This is a genomic window from Streptomyces sp. NPDC111507 (genome assembly GCF_055638955.1).
The window spans coordinates 33,628-48,600 of sequence record NZ_JBVKBU010000006.1 but is presented as its reverse complement, the minus strand read 5'-3'; the positions used below and the strand labels follow the sequence as shown (position 1 = coordinate 48,600).

The window sequence follows — 14,973 nt, the reverse complement described above, 5'->3', positions numbered from 1 at the left end:
TTTCCGTGACAGCGAAGTCCGCAGCCGCGGCGACACGGGCCACCGTGTACGGCTACCCCCGCCAGGGACAGGGCCGGGAGCTGAAGAAGGCGATCGAGGGCTACTGGAAGGGCCGCGTCGACGCCGACGCCCTCCGGGCCATCGCCACCGAACTGCGCCGGACCACCTGGCGGCAACTGGCCGAGGCCGGCATCCACGAGGTACCCACCGGCGACTTCTCGTACTACGACCACGTCCTGGACACCAGCGTCATGGTCGGCGCGATCCCCGAACGCCACCGCGCCGCCGTCGAGGCCGACGCGCTGGACGGCTACTTCGCGATGGCGCGCGGCACCCAGGACACGGCGCCGCTGGAGATGACGAAGTGGTTCGACACCAACTACCACTACCTGGTGCCCGAGTTGAGCCCGGACACCGTCTTCACGGCCGATTCCACCAAGCAGGTCGCCGAGTTGGGCCAAGCCCTCGCTCTCGGCCTCACCGCGCGCCCCGTCCTCGTGGGCCCCGTCACCTATCTCCTGCTCGCCAAGCCCGCGCCGGGCGTGGCCGCGGACTTCGATCCGCTGACGCTCCTCGACCGGCTGCTGCCCGTGTACGCCCAAGTCCTGGCCGACCTGCGCACGGCCGGCGCCGAGTGGGTGCAGCTCGACGAGCCGGCCCTGGTCCAGGACCGTACGCCCGCCGAGCTGAACGCCGCCGCGCGCGCCTACCGAGACCTGGGAGGGCTCACCGACCGCCCGAAGCTGTTGGTCGCCTCGTACTTCGACCGGCTCGGTGACGCACTGCCCGTGCTCGCCAAGGCTCCGGTGGAGGGCCTGGCGCTCGACTTCACCGGGGCCGCCGCCGCCAACCTGGACGCACTCGCCGCCGTGGGCGGACTGCCCGGCAGGCGTCTGGTCGCCGGTGTCGTCAACGGGCGCAACATCTGGGTCAACGACCTGGAGAAGTCCCTCGCCACCCTCGCCACCCTGCTCGGACTGGCCGACCGGGTCGACGTGGCCGCCTCCTGCTCGCTGCTGCACGTCCCGCTCGACGCCACCGCCGAACGCGACATCGACCCGCAGATCCAGCGCTGGCTCGCCTTCGCCCGCCAGAAGACCACCGAGATCGTCACCCTCGCCAAGGGCCTCGGGAGCGGCACCGACACCATCGCGGCCGAACTCGCCGCCAACCGGGCCGACCTGGCCTCCCGCACCGGCTCGGCGCTCACCCACGACCCCGCGGTACGGGCCCGCACCGCCGCCGTCACGGCCACCGACGCCCGCCGCTCCCAGCCCTACCCCGAACGGGCCGCAGCCCAGCGCGCCCACCTGCGGCTGCCCCTGCTGCCGACCACCACCATCGGCTCCTTCCCGCAGACCACCGAACTGCGCACCGCGCGGGCGGACCTGCGCGCGGGCCGGATCGACAGCGCCGGGTACGAGGAACGCATCAGGGCCGAGATCGGCGAGGTGATCTCCTTCCAGGAGAAGACCGGCGTGGACGTCCTCGTGCACGGCGAGGCCGAACGCAATGACATGGTCCAGTACTTCGCCGAACAGCTCACCGGCTACCTCGCCACGCGGCACGGCTGGGTCCAGTCCTACGGCACCCGCTACGTATGCCCTCCGATCCTGGCCGGCGACATCTCCCGCCCGGACGCGATGACGGTGCGCTGGACGACGTACGCCCAGTCACTCACCACCAAGCCGGTCAAGGGCATGCTCACCGGCCCGGTCACCATGCTCGCCTGGTCCTTCGTCCGCGACGACCAGCCCCTCGCCGACACCGCCCGCCAGGTCGCCCTCGCCCTGCGCGAGGAGGTGAACGACCTCGAGGCGGCCGGGACTTCGGTCATCCAGGTGGACGAACCCGCGCTGCGCGAGACCCTGCCCCTGCGCGCCTGCGACCATCCGGAGTATCTGGCGTGGGCCACCGAGGCGTTCCGCCTCACCACCGCGGGCGTACGCCCGGACACCCAGATCCACACCCACATGTGCTACGCCGAGTTCGGCGACATCGTCCAGGCCATCGACGACCTCGACGCCGACGTCATCAGCCTCGAGGCCGCCCGCTCCCACATGCAGGTCGCCCGTGAACTCGCCGGCCACGGCTACCCGCGCGAGGCCGGACCCGGCGTGTACGACATCCACTCCCCACGCGTACCCGGCGCGGACGAGGCGGCGGCCCTGCTGCACAAGGGACTTGAGGCCATCCCCGCGGAACGACTGTTGGGTCAACCCCGACTGCGGCCTGAAGACCCGCGCCTGGCCCGAGACCCGCGCCTCGCTGGAGAACCTGGTCACCGCGGCCCGGACGGTCCGCGCGGAGCTGTCCGCGTCCTGAGCCCGTACGACGGGCCGGGAGAGCGCGCCCACCGCCTTCCCGGCCCACCGGCGACCCACCACACCACAAGCCCCGCGTCCCATGGAGGCCGGTGGCTCACGGGCGCCAGTACAGCGCGGGGTCGGGGTGGTTGGTGAAGCCGAGTTCGCGGTACAGCGGTTCGCCCTCGGCGGAGGCGTACAGGTCCACTCGGGCGACCTCACGTTCCCCGAGCCAGTCGAGCAGGCCCCGCATGATCGAGCGACTGTGACCGCGGCGCCGGTACGACGGGTCGGTGACCACGCCGATCACGTGCCCGATCCGGCCGTTGCGCAGATGCGGGCCGGGCAGCCGCTGCTCGATGGTGGCGATCCCACAGGCGGCCAGGCCACGGTCGCCGTCGCCGTCGCTGTCACCGTCACCGTCCACCACGAGGATGCGCACGGCATCCGCGGTCAGCTGTTCCTTCAGCACCACGGCCAGGGCGTCCAGCCAGTCGTCGTCCGCCGACGCGGGGCTGAAGAAGTGACCACCGAGGTTCTCGAACAGCAGGGCCCGCAGACGTACGAGCTCCACCAGGTCGTACTCCACCGCCTGCCGCACGGCCGGCCCGTTTCCTTTGCGTTGTCCCATGCCGACCAGACTGATGTAATGGTCTTATGCACCTCAACCCTTACGGCGAGGATGCCGTGAACCTGGCCGCCGATCTGGCCAACCGACGCCCGGCCGGCACCGAGGAGCTCGCGGAGCGCTGCCGCGCCGCCGGGCTGGTGCTGAACGACCCGGCCACTCCCCAGGACCTCGACCGCACCCAGGACGCACTGGAGGCGTGGGAGGAGGTCGTCGATGCCACCGACGAACAGGAACGCGCCGAGCTGCTCAACCGGATGCTGGAGGCGGCCGCCGCCCACCCGCGGATGACCAACCACGCCGGCAGCGGCTGGCACCTGCACTTCCGCGACGACCGGCAGACACTCGGCTCCGTACTGTTCTCACTCATCGCCGTGGGTACCGCACTGCACCTGACCGGACGAGGCATGCACCGCCTCCGACGCTGCGCCGTGAGCGAGTGCACCACGATCTTCGCCGACACCTCCCGCACCGGACGGCAGCGGTACTGCTCCCCACGCTGCGCCAACCGCGACGCGGTACGCCGCCACCGGGCACGCGGCGTTTGACGAGCGTCACGAGCCGCCCCTATCCCCCACGTGGTCAGTAGAGCATCCTCAGGGATGACGTCCGGAAGAACGCGGCCCCAGAGCCGATTCCGTAGAGTTGGAGAGACACCGTGTTTTACTACGTGCTCAAATACGTGCTTCTGGGTCCACTGTTGAGGCTGGTGTTCCGGCCTCGGATCGAGGGCCTTGAGCACATACCGGCGTCGGGTCCCGCCATCGTGGCCGGCAACCATCTCTCGTTCTCGGACCACTTCCTGATGCCCGCGATCCTGAAGCGGCGGATCACCTTCCTGGCGAAGGCCGAGTACTTCACGGGACCCGGTATCAAGGGACGGCTGACGGCCGCCTTCTTCCGCAGCGCCGGGCAGATCCCGGTGGACCGCTCCGGCAAGGACGCGGGCCAGGCCGCGATCCGCGAGGGACTGGGCGTGCTGCGCAAGGACGAACTGCTCGGCATCTACCCGGAGGGGACGCGTTCGCACGACGGGCGCCTCTACAAGGGCAAGGTCGGCGTCGCGGTCATGGCGCTGAAGGCCGGGGTTCCGGTCATCCCCTGCGCCATGATCGGCACCTTCGAGGCGCAGCCGCCGGGCCAGAAGATCCCGAGCCTCCACCCCGTGGTGATCCGCTTCGGCAAGCCCCTCGACTTCTCCCGCTACGCCGGGATGGAGAACGAGAAGGCCATCCTGCGCGCCGTCACCGACGAGATCATGTACGCCATCCTCACCCTCTCCGAGCAGGAGTACGTCGACCGGTACGCGGCCGTCGTCAAGGCGGAGGAGGCGGCCGAGGTCGCGGCCCAGGCCCGCAAATTCCCTCGGATACCGTTGAGTTGAGAACGGCACGGCAGGCAAAAGGGGCGGCCGGGGATCCGGCCGCCCCTCTGTGCGTGGGGTGTTACGGGGCCGGCGTGGCGTGCGGGGTGCACGTCACATCGGCCGCGTCCGTCTTGCCCGTGAGCAAGTAGGAGTCCACCCGGGTGTTGATGCACGGGTTGACCAGGCCGGTCACACCGTGCGAGCCCGCACCGTTCTCGGTGATCAGGCGGGAGCCCTTGAAGCGCTGGTGCAGTTCGACGGCGCCGGGGTACGGAGTGGCGGCGTCACGCGTGGACTGCACGATCAGGACGGCGGGCAGGCCCTTGCCGGTCTTGACGTTCACCGGGGTCTGCTGCTTGACCGGCCAGGTCGCGCAGGGCAGGTTCATCCACGCGTTGGCCCACGTCATGAACGGGTAGCTCTTGTGGAGCTTCGTGTTGTCCTTGTCCCACTTCGACCAGCTGGTGGGCCACTTGGCGTCGGTGCACTCGACGGCCGTGTAGACGGCGTTGCCGTTCTCCGAGGCGATGTTGCCCGCGGTGTCGGACATGTCGGGGGCGGCGGCGTCGACGAGCGCCTGGGTGTCACCGGCGACGTACTTGCTGAACGCCGTCGCGACCGGCACCCACGACGAGTCGTAGTACGGGGCGCTCTGGAAGAAGGAGATCAGTTCGGCGGGGCCGACGACGCCACCGAGCGGGCTCTTCTTCGCGGTGGCCCGCAGCTTCAGCCACTGGTCCTGGACCTTGGCGCGGGTGTCGCCGAGGTGGAAGGCGGCGTCGTTCTTGGCGACCCAGTCCTCCCAGTCCTTCCAGCGGCCCTCGAAGGCGATGTCCTGCTCCAGGTTGGCCTGGTACCAGATGTTCTCCTTCGCCGGGTTGACGACACTGTCGACGACCATGCGGCGGACGTGGCCCGGGAACAGGGTGCCGTAGACGGCGCCGAGGTAGGTGCCGTAGGAGACGCCCAGGTAGTTGAGCTTCTTCTCACCGAGTCCGGCCCGGATGACATCCAGGTCACGAGCGGTGTTGGGCGTGGTCATCTGCGCCAGCATCGCCTTGCCGCTGCGCTTGGCACAGCCGTCCGCGTACGCGGCGGCGAGCTTACGCTGGACGCGCTTGTCGGCCTCGGAGTCCGGGACCGGGTCGGCCTTGGGCGCCTTCACGAATTCCTGCGGGTCGATGCAGGAGATCGGGGCGGAGTGGCCGACACCGCGCGGGTCGAAGCCCACGAAGTCGTACGCCTTCGAGGTGTTCACCCACAGGGGGGCCTTGGTGGTGACGCGGCGCGGGAAGCGCATGCCCGAACCGCCGGGGCCACCCGGGTTGTAGACGAGCGCGCCCTGGCGCTCCTCCTTGGTCCCGGTGTTCCCGATACGGTCGACGGCGAGCTTGATCTGCTTGCCGTAGGGGTGGGCGTAGTCGAGCGGGACGGAGACCCAGCCGCACTGGATCGGCTTCTCGAAGCCCCAGTCCGCAGGGCAGTCCTGCCAGTTGATCCCGGCCTTCGCGGCTCGGGCGGCGGCGATCGCCGCACCGCGGGCCTCGCGGTCCTGACCGTGACGCGAGTCGGCGGTGGCCGACGGCGCCGCGACGGCTCCGGCTATCAGGGTCGCCGTGACGAGTGCTCCGGCCGAAGCGAACGCGGTCAGGCGTCTCGTCGGTCTCTTAGCCCTCAAGTGGGACCTCCCCGTACATCGTTGCGATTGGTACGGGGATCCTTTCTGCTGTGAGGTCCCTGAGAACAGGGGCGACCGGCCTTCTTTACCATTCCGATAACCGGAGTACCAAGTCCCGTTGAGCGGAGAGCACTTATCGGTCGAGTGCGCGCAAGGCCTCGTCCAGCACGCGCCGCAGTCGCAGCGCGTCCGGCGCCAGGGCGCTCACCAGGGCCGCGGGCCCGGCGAGCGGCATGAGAGCCGCGTACTCCCCCAACAGCCGCGCCTGCGGGGGCTCACTCCCGAACTCCGGCCGTACGACGACGAGCTGACCCAGTGCCCGATGTCCCCCGAGCCCCGCGGGACCGTCCCAGCCTCCGGGTGCGCCGGGACCGCACGACAGCTCCTGGTCCAGCAGCGGCCGTCCGTCGAGCCGTACGGTAAGACGACTGGTGAGCCGTCCGGGTTGCTCGCCGACCCGCCCGAGTACCTGCTCCTCCCGGAAGACGAGCCGAGCGCCCGAGCGGAGCTCGACGCGCGAGGACACGTACAGGTCACTTCCCTGGGCGGAGATCAACTGCTCGGGCAGCCAGTGCAGTTCACCCCCGCAGGACACGTCGAGCCGCACGTCGTAACGGGCCTCGCCCTTGGCCTGTCCCGGCAGGGCGATGGTCGCGGCGGCCGATCCGACGTGCAGCCGTGCCCCCTCTCCCACCTCCGCCTCCACGGCGAAGCGGTCACCGCCGAGCGGCCCGCTCATCGCCCCGACGAGCATGACGCGTGCCTCGTCCCCGCTCGCCCGGGTGCGCCGCAGGGCGAGCGGCCCCTCTCCGTCCAGCACGGGCAGCGCGGTACCGCCGCGCCCGTCGGCCCGTGCCCCGATCCGTGCGGTGGCCCGTACTCCCGCTGTGGTCATGCCGTCCACGCGGCCAGCCGCTCCCGCACCCAGTCGGCGACGGACGTCACCCCGGCCTCGGTCCGCAGCGACTGGAAGACGACGGGCAGTTCGGCCCGCTGTGCCTTGGCGTCGGCGGCCATCCGTCCCAGGTCGGACCCCACGTACGGCGCCAGGTCGGTCTTGTTGACGACGAGCAGGTCGGCGGTGGTGACGCCGGGCCCTCCCTTGCGCGGAATGTCGTCCCCGCCCGCCACGTCGATGACGAAGACCTGCGCGTCCACCAGTCCCTTGGAGAACGTCGCGGTGAGGTTGTCACCCCCGGACTCGACGAGGATGAGGTCCAGGGGCCCCACCTCGTCCTCCAGGTCCTCCACCGCTTCGAGGTTCGCGGAGATGTCGTCCCGGATCGCGGTGTGCGGGCACGCCCCCGTCTCCACGGCGGTGATCCGCTCCGGCGGGAGCACGGCCTCCCGCAGCAGGAACTCGGCGTCCTCCCGTGTGTAGATGTCGTTCGTGACGACCGCGAGCGACAGCTCCTCCCGCAGTGCCCGGCAGAGCGCGGCGACGGTCGCCGTCTTCCCGGACCCGACGGGCCCACCGAGCCCGATGCGCAGAGCGCGCCGCGAGCCGTCGGGCCGACGAGCGTCGGCGCCGACGGCGGAGGCCCCGTCGCGGGAGTGATCGTGGTCGAGATGCATGATGGCGGCTCCGAGGTGTGGTCTTTCAGGCCTGTACGCGGGTCTGGGGGCGGATCCCCAGGAGTGAGAATGGGCAGGGGCGGCGAGGGCGATCCGCCTACGACGCGAAGAGCCGTACAGCCCAAGCGGCATGCGCCTGCGCACTGATCTCCAGCAACGGCGCCGACGCCGACGGCAACGCGTCGACCCCACCGTCGACCACCTTCCGCGCCGCGTCGGCCGCCGCACGCGCCACGACGTCCAACTCCGGCGCGAGCCGGGCCAGCACCCCCGTGGCGTCGAACGGATCAAGGCTCAGCAAGCGCACGGTCGCGGTCGCCGGACCGCTGACGCTCTCGTACGCGCAGCAGTACGCGGCGTCCTCGGGCCCGAGCCCGGCGGCCCGCGCCGTCAGCCCCAGGACGACCGGCTGATGCGCTCCCTTGGGAAAGTCCCGGGCCAGCGCGTCGAGTTCCCCGGACGGCCAGGTCGCCCGAGCCGCCCGCATCAGCTGCCGCCCGAGCCGCCGCGCGGCGACCCGCAGAGCCGGCGACGGCGTGCGCGCGTCCGCGGCCGAGTCCAGCAGCGCCGGATCGACCCCGAGCGCGGCCGCCGCGGCCAGGGCGGCCGACACCAGCCCCGCCGTCTGCAGTCGCCCCCGGCAGAAGTCCTCCAGGCTCGCCGCCCCGCTGATCCGCCCGGCCTTGACCGCCGCCTCGGCCCCGCCGGAGTGGGCGTGCCCTCCGGCGGGGAAGCGGCCGTCGGCCAGGACGAGTAGTGCCGCGCGGGACATCAGAAGAGGAAGTAACGCTGGGCCATGGGCAGTTCGGCGGCCGGAGTGGCCTCGACCAGCTCCCCGTCGATGTGCACGGCGAAACTGTCGGGATCGACCCGTACTCGCGGCCGGGCGTCGTTCTCCCGCATGTCGGCCTTGGTCACCCCACGCGTCGAGTCGATCGCCACGAACCGTTTCCCCAGCGAGAGCCGCTCCGGCAGTCCGTCCTCGATGGCGAGCGGCGCCACGAAGTTGAACGAGTTCGAGGCGGGTGCCCGTCCGATCGCCCCGAACATCGGCCGGGGCAGGATCGGTTGTGGTGTCGGGATGGACGCGTTGGCGTCGCCCATCTGCGCGTACGCGATCTGCCCGCCCTTGATGACGAGCTGCGGCTTGACCCCGAAGAACGCGGGCTCCCACAGCACGAGGTCGGCCAGCTTGCCGGTCTCGACGGAGCCGATCTCGCGGGCGAGGCCCTGCGCGAGCGCCGGGTTGATCGTGTACTTGGCGACATAACGACGTACGCGGTGGTTGTCCGCGCGCCCGTCACCGGGGAGGGCGCCGCGCCGCCGCTTCATCACGTGGGCCGTCTGCCAGGTCCGCATGATGACCTCGCCGACCCGGCCCATCGCCTGCGCGTCGGACGAGATGATCGAGATGGCGCCCAGGTCGTGCAGGATGTCCTCGGCCCCGATGGTGGAGGGCCGGATGCGGGATTCGGCGAAGGCCAGGTCCTCCGGGACGGCCGCGTTGAGGTGGTGACAGACCATCAGCATGTCGAGGTGTTCCTCGGCGGTGTTGACGGTGTACGGCCGGGTCGGGTTGGTGGAGCTGGGCAGTATGTGCGGCTCGGAGACCACGGTCATGATGTCCGGCGCGTGCCCGCCGCCCGCACCCTCGGTGTGGTAGGCGTGGATGCCGCGGCCGGCGATCGCGGCGAGCGTGTCGCCGACGAACCCGGCCTCGTTCAGGGTGTCCGTGTGGATGGCGACCTGGATACCGGTGCGGTCGGCGACCGTCAGCGCGGCGTCGATGACGGCGGGCGTGGAGCCCCAGTCCTCGTGCAGCTTGAGACCCAGCGCCCCGCCCCGGATCTGCGACAGCATCGCGTCGCGTGAGACGGTGTTGCCCTTGCCGAGCAGACCGAAGTTGAGCGGGTACTGCTCCATCGCCTCCAGCATCCGGGCGAGGTGCCAGGGGCCGGGAGTGACCGTCGTCGCCTTCGAGCCCTCGGCGGGACCGGTGCCGCCGCCGACCAGCGTCGTGATGCCGGAGGCGAGCGCCTCGTCGGCGATCTGCGGACAGATCAGGTGGACGTGCGCGTCGATGGCACCCGCGGTGACGATCCGTCCGTTGCCCGCGATGATCTCGGTCTCGGGGCCGATGACGAGGTCGGGGTGGACCCCGTCCATGGTGTCCGGGTTGCCGGCCTTGCCGATGCCGGTGATCCGGCCGTCGCGGATGCCGACGTCGGCCTTGACGATCCCCCAGTGGTCGACGATCACGACACCGGTGATGACCGTGTCCGGAGTGCCTTCCGCGCGCGTGGCGCGCGCCTGGCCCATGGATTCGCGGATCACCTTGCCACCGCCGAACACGGCCTCGTCACCGGCGAGCCCGGGGCCGCCGGAACGGTCCTCCTCGATCTCGATCAGCAGATCGGTGTCGGCGAGCCGGATGCGGTCGCCGGTGGTGGGGCCGAACAGGTCGGCGTACGCGGCGCGCGACAGCTCAGGCATCGAGGGCACCTCCGGTCTCCCCGCGCAGGCCGGGCACGACACGGGCGCCGGTGAGCGGAACGAGTTCGACGTCGACGGGGATCCCGGGCTCGAAGCGCACGGCGGTGCCGGCGGCGACGTTGAGCCGCTTGCCGCGCGCGGCGGCGCGGTCGAAGTCCAGACCGGGGTTGGCCTCGGCGAAGTGGTAGTGGGAGCCGACCTGGACGGGCCGGTCGGCGGCGTTGAGGACGGTCAGCCGGGTGACCTCGCGGCCCTCGTTGATGGCGACGGGTCCGTCGGCGAACAGGATCTCTCCGGGAATCATGGCTCTCGCTCCCCCGTCAGACGATCGGGTCATGGACGGTGACGAGCTTGGTGCCGTCCGGGAAGGTCGCCTCGACCTGGACGTCGTGGATCATCTCGGGGATGCCCTCCATGACGTCGTCCCGGGTGAGGATCTTGCGTCCGGAGGACATCAGCTCGGCGACCGTACGGCCGTCGCGCGCGCCTTCGAGGATGTGCGACGTGATGAGGGCGACCGCCTCGGGGTGGTTCAGTTTGAGCCCGCGGGCCCGTCGCTTCTCGGCCACGTCGGCGGCCACATGGATCAGCAGCCTCTCTTGCTCGTGCGGGGTCAGTTGCACGGCGTCCCACCTCACAGTCCTCGCTCCGGACCGTGCGGGGTCCGGTGGCCGCAGCCACCAAAACCCCTGGTGGCGTGGATGGGCACGCTAGTTGGCCGTCGTTTCGAGGACGTTAACCGCGCTGTGCTCCACAGATGACCGACGTGGACGCTCCCGGGCCGTCGTCGAGGCCGCGGCCCGGGACGAGGCCATGGGCCGGACCGTATACGGCGCGACGGCCATCCGCCTTCGGCGCGGCCACCGCCCTCACCGTCGCCGCCGAAGGGACCCTACGAGGCGCCGTGCCCCCGGTGCTCCGCCGCGATGCCGAAGCGCTGGCGCTCACGCGGGGCGGAGGCGACCTCGCGGACGCTGGAGAGGGAGCTGACCACCTGCTCGTCGGCGGACTCCGGGAGTTCCTCGAGCCGCTCCAGGTCGGCGGCGGAGACCAGGGCGACAAGGGGCTTGCCGTGCCGTGTCACGACGACGCGCTCGCCCCCGTACACCACCCGGTTGATCAGATCGGCGAGCTCAGCCCTGGCTTGGGTCACCGGAATCTCGTAGGCCATGTCCACCAGCTTAGACCGGGCCCCCGGCACCCCCACAGAGCGGACGATCTCGTTCAGCTCCACCGAAAACGATCCGTGCGCACCATCAAGCGACCCTCTCCACCGGCGGCGCACGGGGACGTTCGCTGTCAGCCGAGCACCCTTCCCCCGCTCTGTACGTCCTGTACATTTTTTACAGAACCCTTCACAGGAGGCGCGTGCCATGAATGAACCGTCCGCCCGTCACGTCCTGTCCGAGTTCACCGAACGGACGAGCATGGGGCACCGGACCCTGGATCCGTACTCGAAGCTGCTCGACGAGCGGATCGTGTTCCTCGGGACGCCGATCGACGACACCTCGGCGAACGACGTGATGGCGCAGTTCATGCACCTCGAATATCTGGCACCGGACCAGGACATCGCGCTGTACATCAACTCCCCCGGCGGCTCGTTCAGCGCGATGACGGCGATCTACGACACGATGCAGTTCGTCAGCTGCGACGTGCAGACCACCTGTCTGGGGCAGGCCGCTTCGGCCGCCGCCGTGCTGCTGGCCGGCGGTGCGCCGGGCAAGCGGTTCGCACTGCCGGGAGCCCGGGTGCTGATCCACCAGCCGTCACTTCCCGAGCCGGTACAGGGACAGGCGAGCGATCTGGCCCTCCAGGCCGAGGAGTTGATGCGCACTCGGAGGCTGCTGGAGGACATGCTCGTACGTCACACGGGGCAGAGTCCTGAACAGGTCGCCGCCGACATCGAGCGGGACAAGATCCTGGACGCTCGGGCCGCGTTGGCGTACGGACTGGTGGACGGGATCATCCCCAGCCGCAAGACCTCGCGCACCGCGCCCGGTGCGAGGAACGCCACACCCGACGCGAGGTGATCCGCCGATGGTGCCCGAACTGCCCCCGCTGCCCGCGCTGACGCGCGCCGAGGCCGAGCTGATCGACCGTTACCTCGACGTGGTCGACCTGCTGGGCCGTATCAACCCGGCCAGGCCCGGAGACACCTACCGCGGGCTGCGTGCCGCCCAGGCGCTGGTCGCCAAGGCCACCGAGCTGCGGGACGCCCTCGCGCTGATGCACCAGCGCGGCGAGAGCGAGGTGCACGCACCGACGCTGGCGCAGGCTCTGCGCGTCCTCGACGGTGAGCGGCGGGCGGCCCGCGTCACCCTGCCGCCCGACGCCGACAACTGACACACCCACACCCGGGTCGCCGTGCGCGCCGAGTCGGCGAGGCGTCCGGCCCGGGGTTCAAACGGACCAGATGGTGTACCCCCTGATGGAGTAGTCACAGGCCCCTTCGGGGAACCGAAAAAGTTGCGCAACGCGCGTAGCCCGGAGGCGGAATGAGACGCTCCGGTGCTGGTGGGCGCGTCGTCGGCGCCCCCAACATCGCCCGAACAGAGGGTCGTCCACCCGAACGGGTGAGTGGTGAGTAACGCCACAAATCGCCGGTTCCGCTCGGATTTTCTGACCGCTATGCGTGAAGATCCCTTCCGACGACAAGCCCCCGCCACAGCGGCGGGGCGGTCCGGGCGGACGCCGAGTCCTGCCGCTGCCCGGATGACCGGTCGACAGAAGTGCATCGGCAGGAGTGGAGGACCCAGCAAGACGGGTCGCCGGAGAGATCCGGGCGGCCCTTGGGGTGAAGCCGCGCAAGCGGCCGGGCTACTTCGCCAGCCCGAATCCGACAGGTCATCCTTCACAGGCGGCTGACGAAGGGTTGCGCATGACTGCGCTCAATCGTGTCCCGTCGCTGTGGACCCGGGCCGGTACGGCCTCGGCGCTCACCCTCGCCGCCGTGGGCGGCAGCCTTGTGGTTCCTGGCGTCGCATCCGACGCCGAAGCGGCCACGCTGGCGACGAAGGCACTTCAGGTCGCGGCTTCCAAGAAGGGCTCCCCGTACCAGTACGGCGCCGCCGGGCCACGCCGCTTCGACTGCTCCGGGCTCACGCTCTACTCGTACAAGAAGGCGGGCAAGACGCTGCCTCGTACGGCCGCGGCGCAGTACAACAAGACACACCACATCTCCGCGTCCCACCGCAAGGCCGGAGACCTGGTGTTCTTCCACTCGGGCCGGAACGTGTACCACGTCGGCATCTACGCCGGGAAGGGAAAGATCTGGCACTCCCCGAAGACAGGGGAGGTCGTGAAGCTGCAGAAGATCTGGACGAAGAGCGTCTGGTACGGCCGGGTCAGCTGACCTGCCCGAGGGGGTGCCGCCGGCCGGCACCCCCTCGGGGTTCCACCCCCGGGCGTGAAAAGCGGACGAACCGGTTACTCGTTCACCATGGCTGAGCGACCTTCCCCCGAGGAACGGAACGAGACGCCCCTGGAGCGCGCCGATCGCAACTTCGGCGAGTTGCTCCAGGAGCTGCGCGTCACGCAGACCGGTGTGCAGATCCTCTTCGCGTTCCTGCTGACGCTGGCGTTCACCCCGCGCTTCCCGTCCCTCGACACGGTGCAGCGCGCCACGTACGTCACCACCCTCCTGCTGGCCGTGGCGGCCGCCGCGCTCTTCACGGCGCCCGCCGCGTTGCACAGGTCGCTGTTCCGGCAGGGCGCGAAGCCGACCATCGTGCGGGTCTCCTCCGTCCTGGCCACGGTCGGGATGGGCGTGCTCATGCTGGCGCTGACGGGATCGGTGCTGCTCGTCGTGGACGTGGCGCTGGGACGCGCCGCCGGGATCGCCTCGGGCGCGGGCACCCTGCTCGTCTGTGTGGCGCTGTGGGGCCTCCTGCCCGGCCTGGTGCACCGTGCCGTCGTCAGCGGAGCGACGGCTCCGAAAGAAGCACCGGACCGAGAACCGTGAGCGCGCTCATCGCCGGACCGCCCGCGGGCACGAACCGCGGCAGTCGGCTGAGGAGGGTGCTCGGCGCCTTCGGGTCGAGCGCCTCGGTGACGAACCCCTGCCGCGGCGGGCGGTCCGTCCCGACCGCCGCCGGCCGCACCGGCCGGACAGCGCGGTCGTAGCGCAGATGGTGGCCGGGACGGCGGCGGCTCCGGTGGGGCCGCGGTCGCCGGGACCGGGAGATCCGCGCCGTACGATCTCCGTCGCCCGCCGGGCCGGGGACCGGTCGGTGCCGCCGACCGAGGTCTTCCGGGCCCCGCCGCGAGGCGCCGGACGGGGCGGACACGACAACTGAGCCGCTCCTCAGGGCTCTTGTGGGCCACCGGCCGTCACCGGCTGGGCCGGCACCGTCCAGGGCAGCTCGATGGCGACCGTCTTGCCGCCCTCGCGGGTGGGCCGGACGACGAGTCTGCCGCCGCATTCGGCGGTCAGCCAGCGGATGATCACCATGCCGCGCCCGTTGTCCTGCTGGACGGCGGCGGGCAGACGTTTGGGAAAGCGCGGATGGCTGTCGGTGACGCCGATCCGCAGATGTTCATCTCGGTCGAGCCGGACGTCCACCGTGAAGGTGGGCGACTGTCCGAAAGTGTGTTGGACGGCGTTGGTGGCTAGTTCTGACACGATCAGGCGTACGGTGTCCGCGACTTCGGCGTCGCACGGCAGGCCCCATTCGGCCAGCACATCGGCGACGAATTTCCGGGCCGCGGAGACCGAGGCGGGATCGCTCGGCAGAGTGACGGATGCTTCCTGGTGATCTGCCATGGCGACGTCGTCCCTTTCCCACGGGACCGGAGTCCGACACGGAGCGGATGGTTCGAGTACGGTCCCGGACTGGTGCTTCGCGCCAGACTGCCATCACTGGGCCGGTCACGGGTGCGATCCACCGAGATATGCATATATCTGTCGCTCGATGCGGTGAACTCTGCG

16 protein-coding genes, 1 pseudogene and 1 riboswitch are annotated in these 14,973 nt (G+C 70.6%); of the genes and pseudogenes, 7 read left to right on the top strand and 10 right to left on the bottom strand.

Annotated elements, in window-relative coordinates:
* The first annotated feature begins 5 nt into the window (after window positions 1-5).
* A pseudogene (gene metE, locus ACZ7M2_RS24425) lies at window positions 6-2,325 on the top strand (5-methyltetrahydropteroyltriglutamate--homocysteine S-methyltransferase).
* Window positions 2,326-2,421: 96 nt separating this feature from the next.
* On the opposite strand, the gene ACZ7M2_RS24420 reads toward metE, so the two are convergent.
* A complete protein-coding gene (locus ACZ7M2_RS24420; protein ID WP_471597061.1) occupies window positions 2,422-2,937 on the bottom strand; it encodes a GNAT family N-acetyltransferase in 516 nt (171 codons plus the stop codon).
* 26 nt (window positions 2,938-2,963) lie between these two features.
* On the opposite strand from ACZ7M2_RS24420, the gene ACZ7M2_RS24415 reads away from it, so the two are divergent.
* Both ACZ7M2_RS24415 and ACZ7M2_RS24410 read left to right on the top strand, forming a co-directional pair.
* The gene (locus tag ACZ7M2_RS24415) at window positions 2,964-3,482 is read left to right on the top strand and encodes a CGNR zinc finger domain-containing protein (RefSeq protein ID WP_471597060.1); all 519 of its coding nucleotides are present in this window, start codon (window positions 2,964-2,966) and stop codon (window positions 3,480-3,482) included.
* A gap of 110 nt (window positions 3,483-3,592) precedes the next feature.
* Window positions 3,593-4,318, top strand: coding sequence for a lysophospholipid acyltransferase family protein (locus tag ACZ7M2_RS24410; RefSeq protein ID WP_352046705.1), 726 nt, complete (start codon window positions 3,593-3,595; stop codon window positions 4,316-4,318).
* A gap of 61 nt (window positions 4,319-4,379) precedes the next feature.
* Here the strand turns inward: ACZ7M2_RS24410 and ACZ7M2_RS24405 are convergent, their stop codons facing one another.
* The 8 genes from ACZ7M2_RS24405 to ACZ7M2_RS24370 all read right to left on the bottom strand — a co-directional run bounded on the left by ACZ7M2_RS24405 (window position 4,380) and on the right by ACZ7M2_RS24370 (window position 11,217).
* Window positions 4,380-5,978, bottom strand: coding sequence for an alpha/beta hydrolase (locus tag ACZ7M2_RS24405; protein ID WP_471597059.1), 1,599 nt, complete (start codon window positions 5,976-5,978; stop codon window positions 4,380-4,382).
* Window positions 5,979-6,111: 133 nt separating this feature from the next.
* On the bottom strand, window positions 6,112-6,873 hold the full coding sequence (locus ACZ7M2_RS24400; protein WP_471597058.1) for an urease accessory protein UreD: 762 nt from the start codon (window positions 6,871-6,873) through the stop codon (window positions 6,112-6,114).
* Complete coding sequence (gene ureG / locus ACZ7M2_RS24395; RefSeq protein ID WP_471597057.1) at window positions 6,870-7,553, bottom strand: urease accessory protein UreG; 684 nt, start codon at window positions 7,551-7,553, stop codon at window positions 6,870-6,872. Before ureG ends, ACZ7M2_RS24400 begins: the two co-directional genes overlap by 4 nt.
* Before the next feature lie 97 nt (window positions 7,554-7,650).
* Complete coding sequence (locus tag ACZ7M2_RS24390; protein WP_471597056.1) at window positions 7,651-8,325, bottom strand: urease accessory protein UreF; 675 nt, start codon at window positions 8,323-8,325, stop codon at window positions 7,651-7,653.
* Window positions 8,325-10,046 (bottom strand): urease subunit alpha, encoded by a 1,722-nt coding sequence (locus ACZ7M2_RS24385; protein WP_471597055.1) that lies wholly within the window; start codon window positions 10,044-10,046, stop codon window positions 8,325-8,327. The genes ACZ7M2_RS24390 and ACZ7M2_RS24385 overlap by 1 nt, the downstream gene beginning before the upstream one ends.
* A complete protein-coding gene (locus ACZ7M2_RS24380) occupies window positions 10,039-10,350 on the bottom strand; it encodes an urease subunit beta (protein WP_471597054.1) in 312 nt (103 codons plus the stop codon). The genes ACZ7M2_RS24385 and ACZ7M2_RS24380 overlap by 8 nt, the downstream gene beginning before the upstream one ends.
* A 16-nt stretch (window positions 10,351-10,366) precedes the next feature.
* Window positions 10,367-10,669: an urease subunit gamma gene (locus tag ACZ7M2_RS24375; protein ID WP_054229180.1), complete on the bottom strand. Its 303-nt coding sequence runs from the start codon at window positions 10,667-10,669 to the stop codon at window positions 10,367-10,369.
* Window positions 10,670-10,938: 269 nt separating this feature from the next.
* Window positions 10,939-11,217 carry a type II toxin-antitoxin system Phd/YefM family antitoxin gene (locus ACZ7M2_RS24370; RefSeq protein WP_060902456.1) on the bottom strand — a complete coding sequence of 93 codons (279 nt, stop codon included), beginning with the start codon at window positions 11,215-11,217 and terminating at the stop codon, window positions 10,939-10,941.
* Between the two features lie 202 nt (window positions 11,218-11,419).
* On the opposite strand from ACZ7M2_RS24370, the gene ACZ7M2_RS24365 reads away from it, so the two are divergent.
* The 4 genes from ACZ7M2_RS24365 to ACZ7M2_RS24350 all read left to right on the top strand — a co-directional run bounded on the left by ACZ7M2_RS24365 (window position 11,420) and on the right by ACZ7M2_RS24350 (window position 14,007).
* Window positions 11,420-12,076, top strand: coding sequence for an ATP-dependent Clp protease proteolytic subunit (locus tag ACZ7M2_RS24365; RefSeq protein WP_471597053.1), 657 nt, complete (start codon window positions 11,420-11,422; stop codon window positions 12,074-12,076).
* A 7-nt stretch (window positions 12,077-12,083) separates the two neighbouring features.
* Entirely contained in the window at window positions 12,084-12,389 is a 306-nt protein-coding gene (locus ACZ7M2_RS24360; protein WP_054228981.1) for a hypothetical protein, read from the top strand.
* A gap of 377 nt (window positions 12,390-12,766) precedes the next feature.
* Window positions 12,767-12,921: riboswitch (cyclic di-AMP (ydaO/yuaA leader) on the top strand.
* A 3-nt stretch (window positions 12,922-12,924) separates the two neighbouring features.
* Complete coding sequence (locus ACZ7M2_RS24355) at window positions 12,925-13,398, top strand: C40 family peptidase (protein WP_054228982.1); 474 nt, start codon at window positions 12,925-12,927, stop codon at window positions 13,396-13,398.
* An 87-nt stretch (window positions 13,399-13,485) separates the two neighbouring features.
* Entirely contained in the window at window positions 13,486-14,007 is a 522-nt protein-coding gene (locus ACZ7M2_RS24350; protein ID WP_471597052.1) for a DUF6328 family protein, read from the top strand.
* A 342-nt stretch (window positions 14,008-14,349) separates the two neighbouring features.
* On the opposite strand, the gene ACZ7M2_RS24345 is transcribed toward ACZ7M2_RS24350, so the two are convergent.
* Window positions 14,350-14,808 (bottom strand): ATP-binding protein, encoded by a 459-nt coding sequence (locus tag ACZ7M2_RS24345; protein WP_266416963.1) that lies wholly within the window; start codon window positions 14,806-14,808, stop codon window positions 14,350-14,352.
* Window positions 14,809-14,973 lie beyond the last annotated feature (165 nt).

Excerpts from the sequence above, each read along its gene's own strand:
- ACZ7M2_RS24420 (WP_471597061.1), bottom strand. The coding sequence starts at position 2,937 with ATGGGACAACGCAAAGGAAACGGGCCGGCCGTGCGGCAGGCGGTGGAG.
- ACZ7M2_RS24415 (WP_471597060.1), top strand. The coding sequence starts at position 2,964 with ATGCACCTCAACCCTTACGGCGAGGATGCCGTGAACCTGGCCGCCGAT.
- ACZ7M2_RS24400 (WP_471597058.1), bottom strand. The coding sequence starts at position 6,873 with ATGACCACAGCGGGAGTACGGGCCACCGCACGGATCGGGGCACGGGCC.
- ureG (WP_471597057.1), bottom strand. The coding sequence starts at position 7,553 with ATGCATCTCGACCACGATCACTCCCGCGACGGGGCCTCCGCCGTCGGC.
- ACZ7M2_RS24390 (WP_471597056.1), bottom strand. The coding sequence starts at position 8,325 with ATGTCCCGCGCGGCACTACTCGTCCTGGCCGACGGCCGCTTCCCCGCC.
- ACZ7M2_RS24385 (WP_471597055.1), bottom strand. The coding sequence starts at position 10,046 with ATGCCTGAGCTGTCGCGCGCCGCGTACGCCGACCTGTTCGGCCCCACC.
- ACZ7M2_RS24380 (WP_471597054.1), bottom strand. The coding sequence starts at position 10,350 with ATGATTCCCGGAGAGATCCTGTTCGCCGACGGACCCGTCGCCATCAAC.
- ACZ7M2_RS24370 (WP_060902456.1), bottom strand. The coding sequence starts at position 11,217 with ATGGCCTACGAGATTCCGGTGACCCAAGCCAGGGCTGAGCTCGCCGAT.
- ACZ7M2_RS24365 (WP_471597053.1), top strand. The coding sequence starts at position 11,420 with ATGAATGAACCGTCCGCCCGTCACGTCCTGTCCGAGTTCACCGAACGG.
- ACZ7M2_RS24360 (WP_054228981.1), top strand. The coding sequence starts at position 12,084 with ATGGTGCCCGAACTGCCCCCGCTGCCCGCGCTGACGCGCGCCGAGGCC.
- ACZ7M2_RS24355 (WP_054228982.1), top strand. The coding sequence starts at position 12,925 with ATGACTGCGCTCAATCGTGTCCCGTCGCTGTGGACCCGGGCCGGTACG.
- ACZ7M2_RS24350 (WP_471597052.1), top strand. The coding sequence starts at position 13,486 with ATGGCTGAGCGACCTTCCCCCGAGGAACGGAACGAGACGCCCCTGGAG.
- ACZ7M2_RS24345 (WP_266416963.1), bottom strand. The coding sequence starts at position 14,808 with ATGGCAGATCACCAGGAAGCATCCGTCACTCTGCCGAGCGATCCCGCC.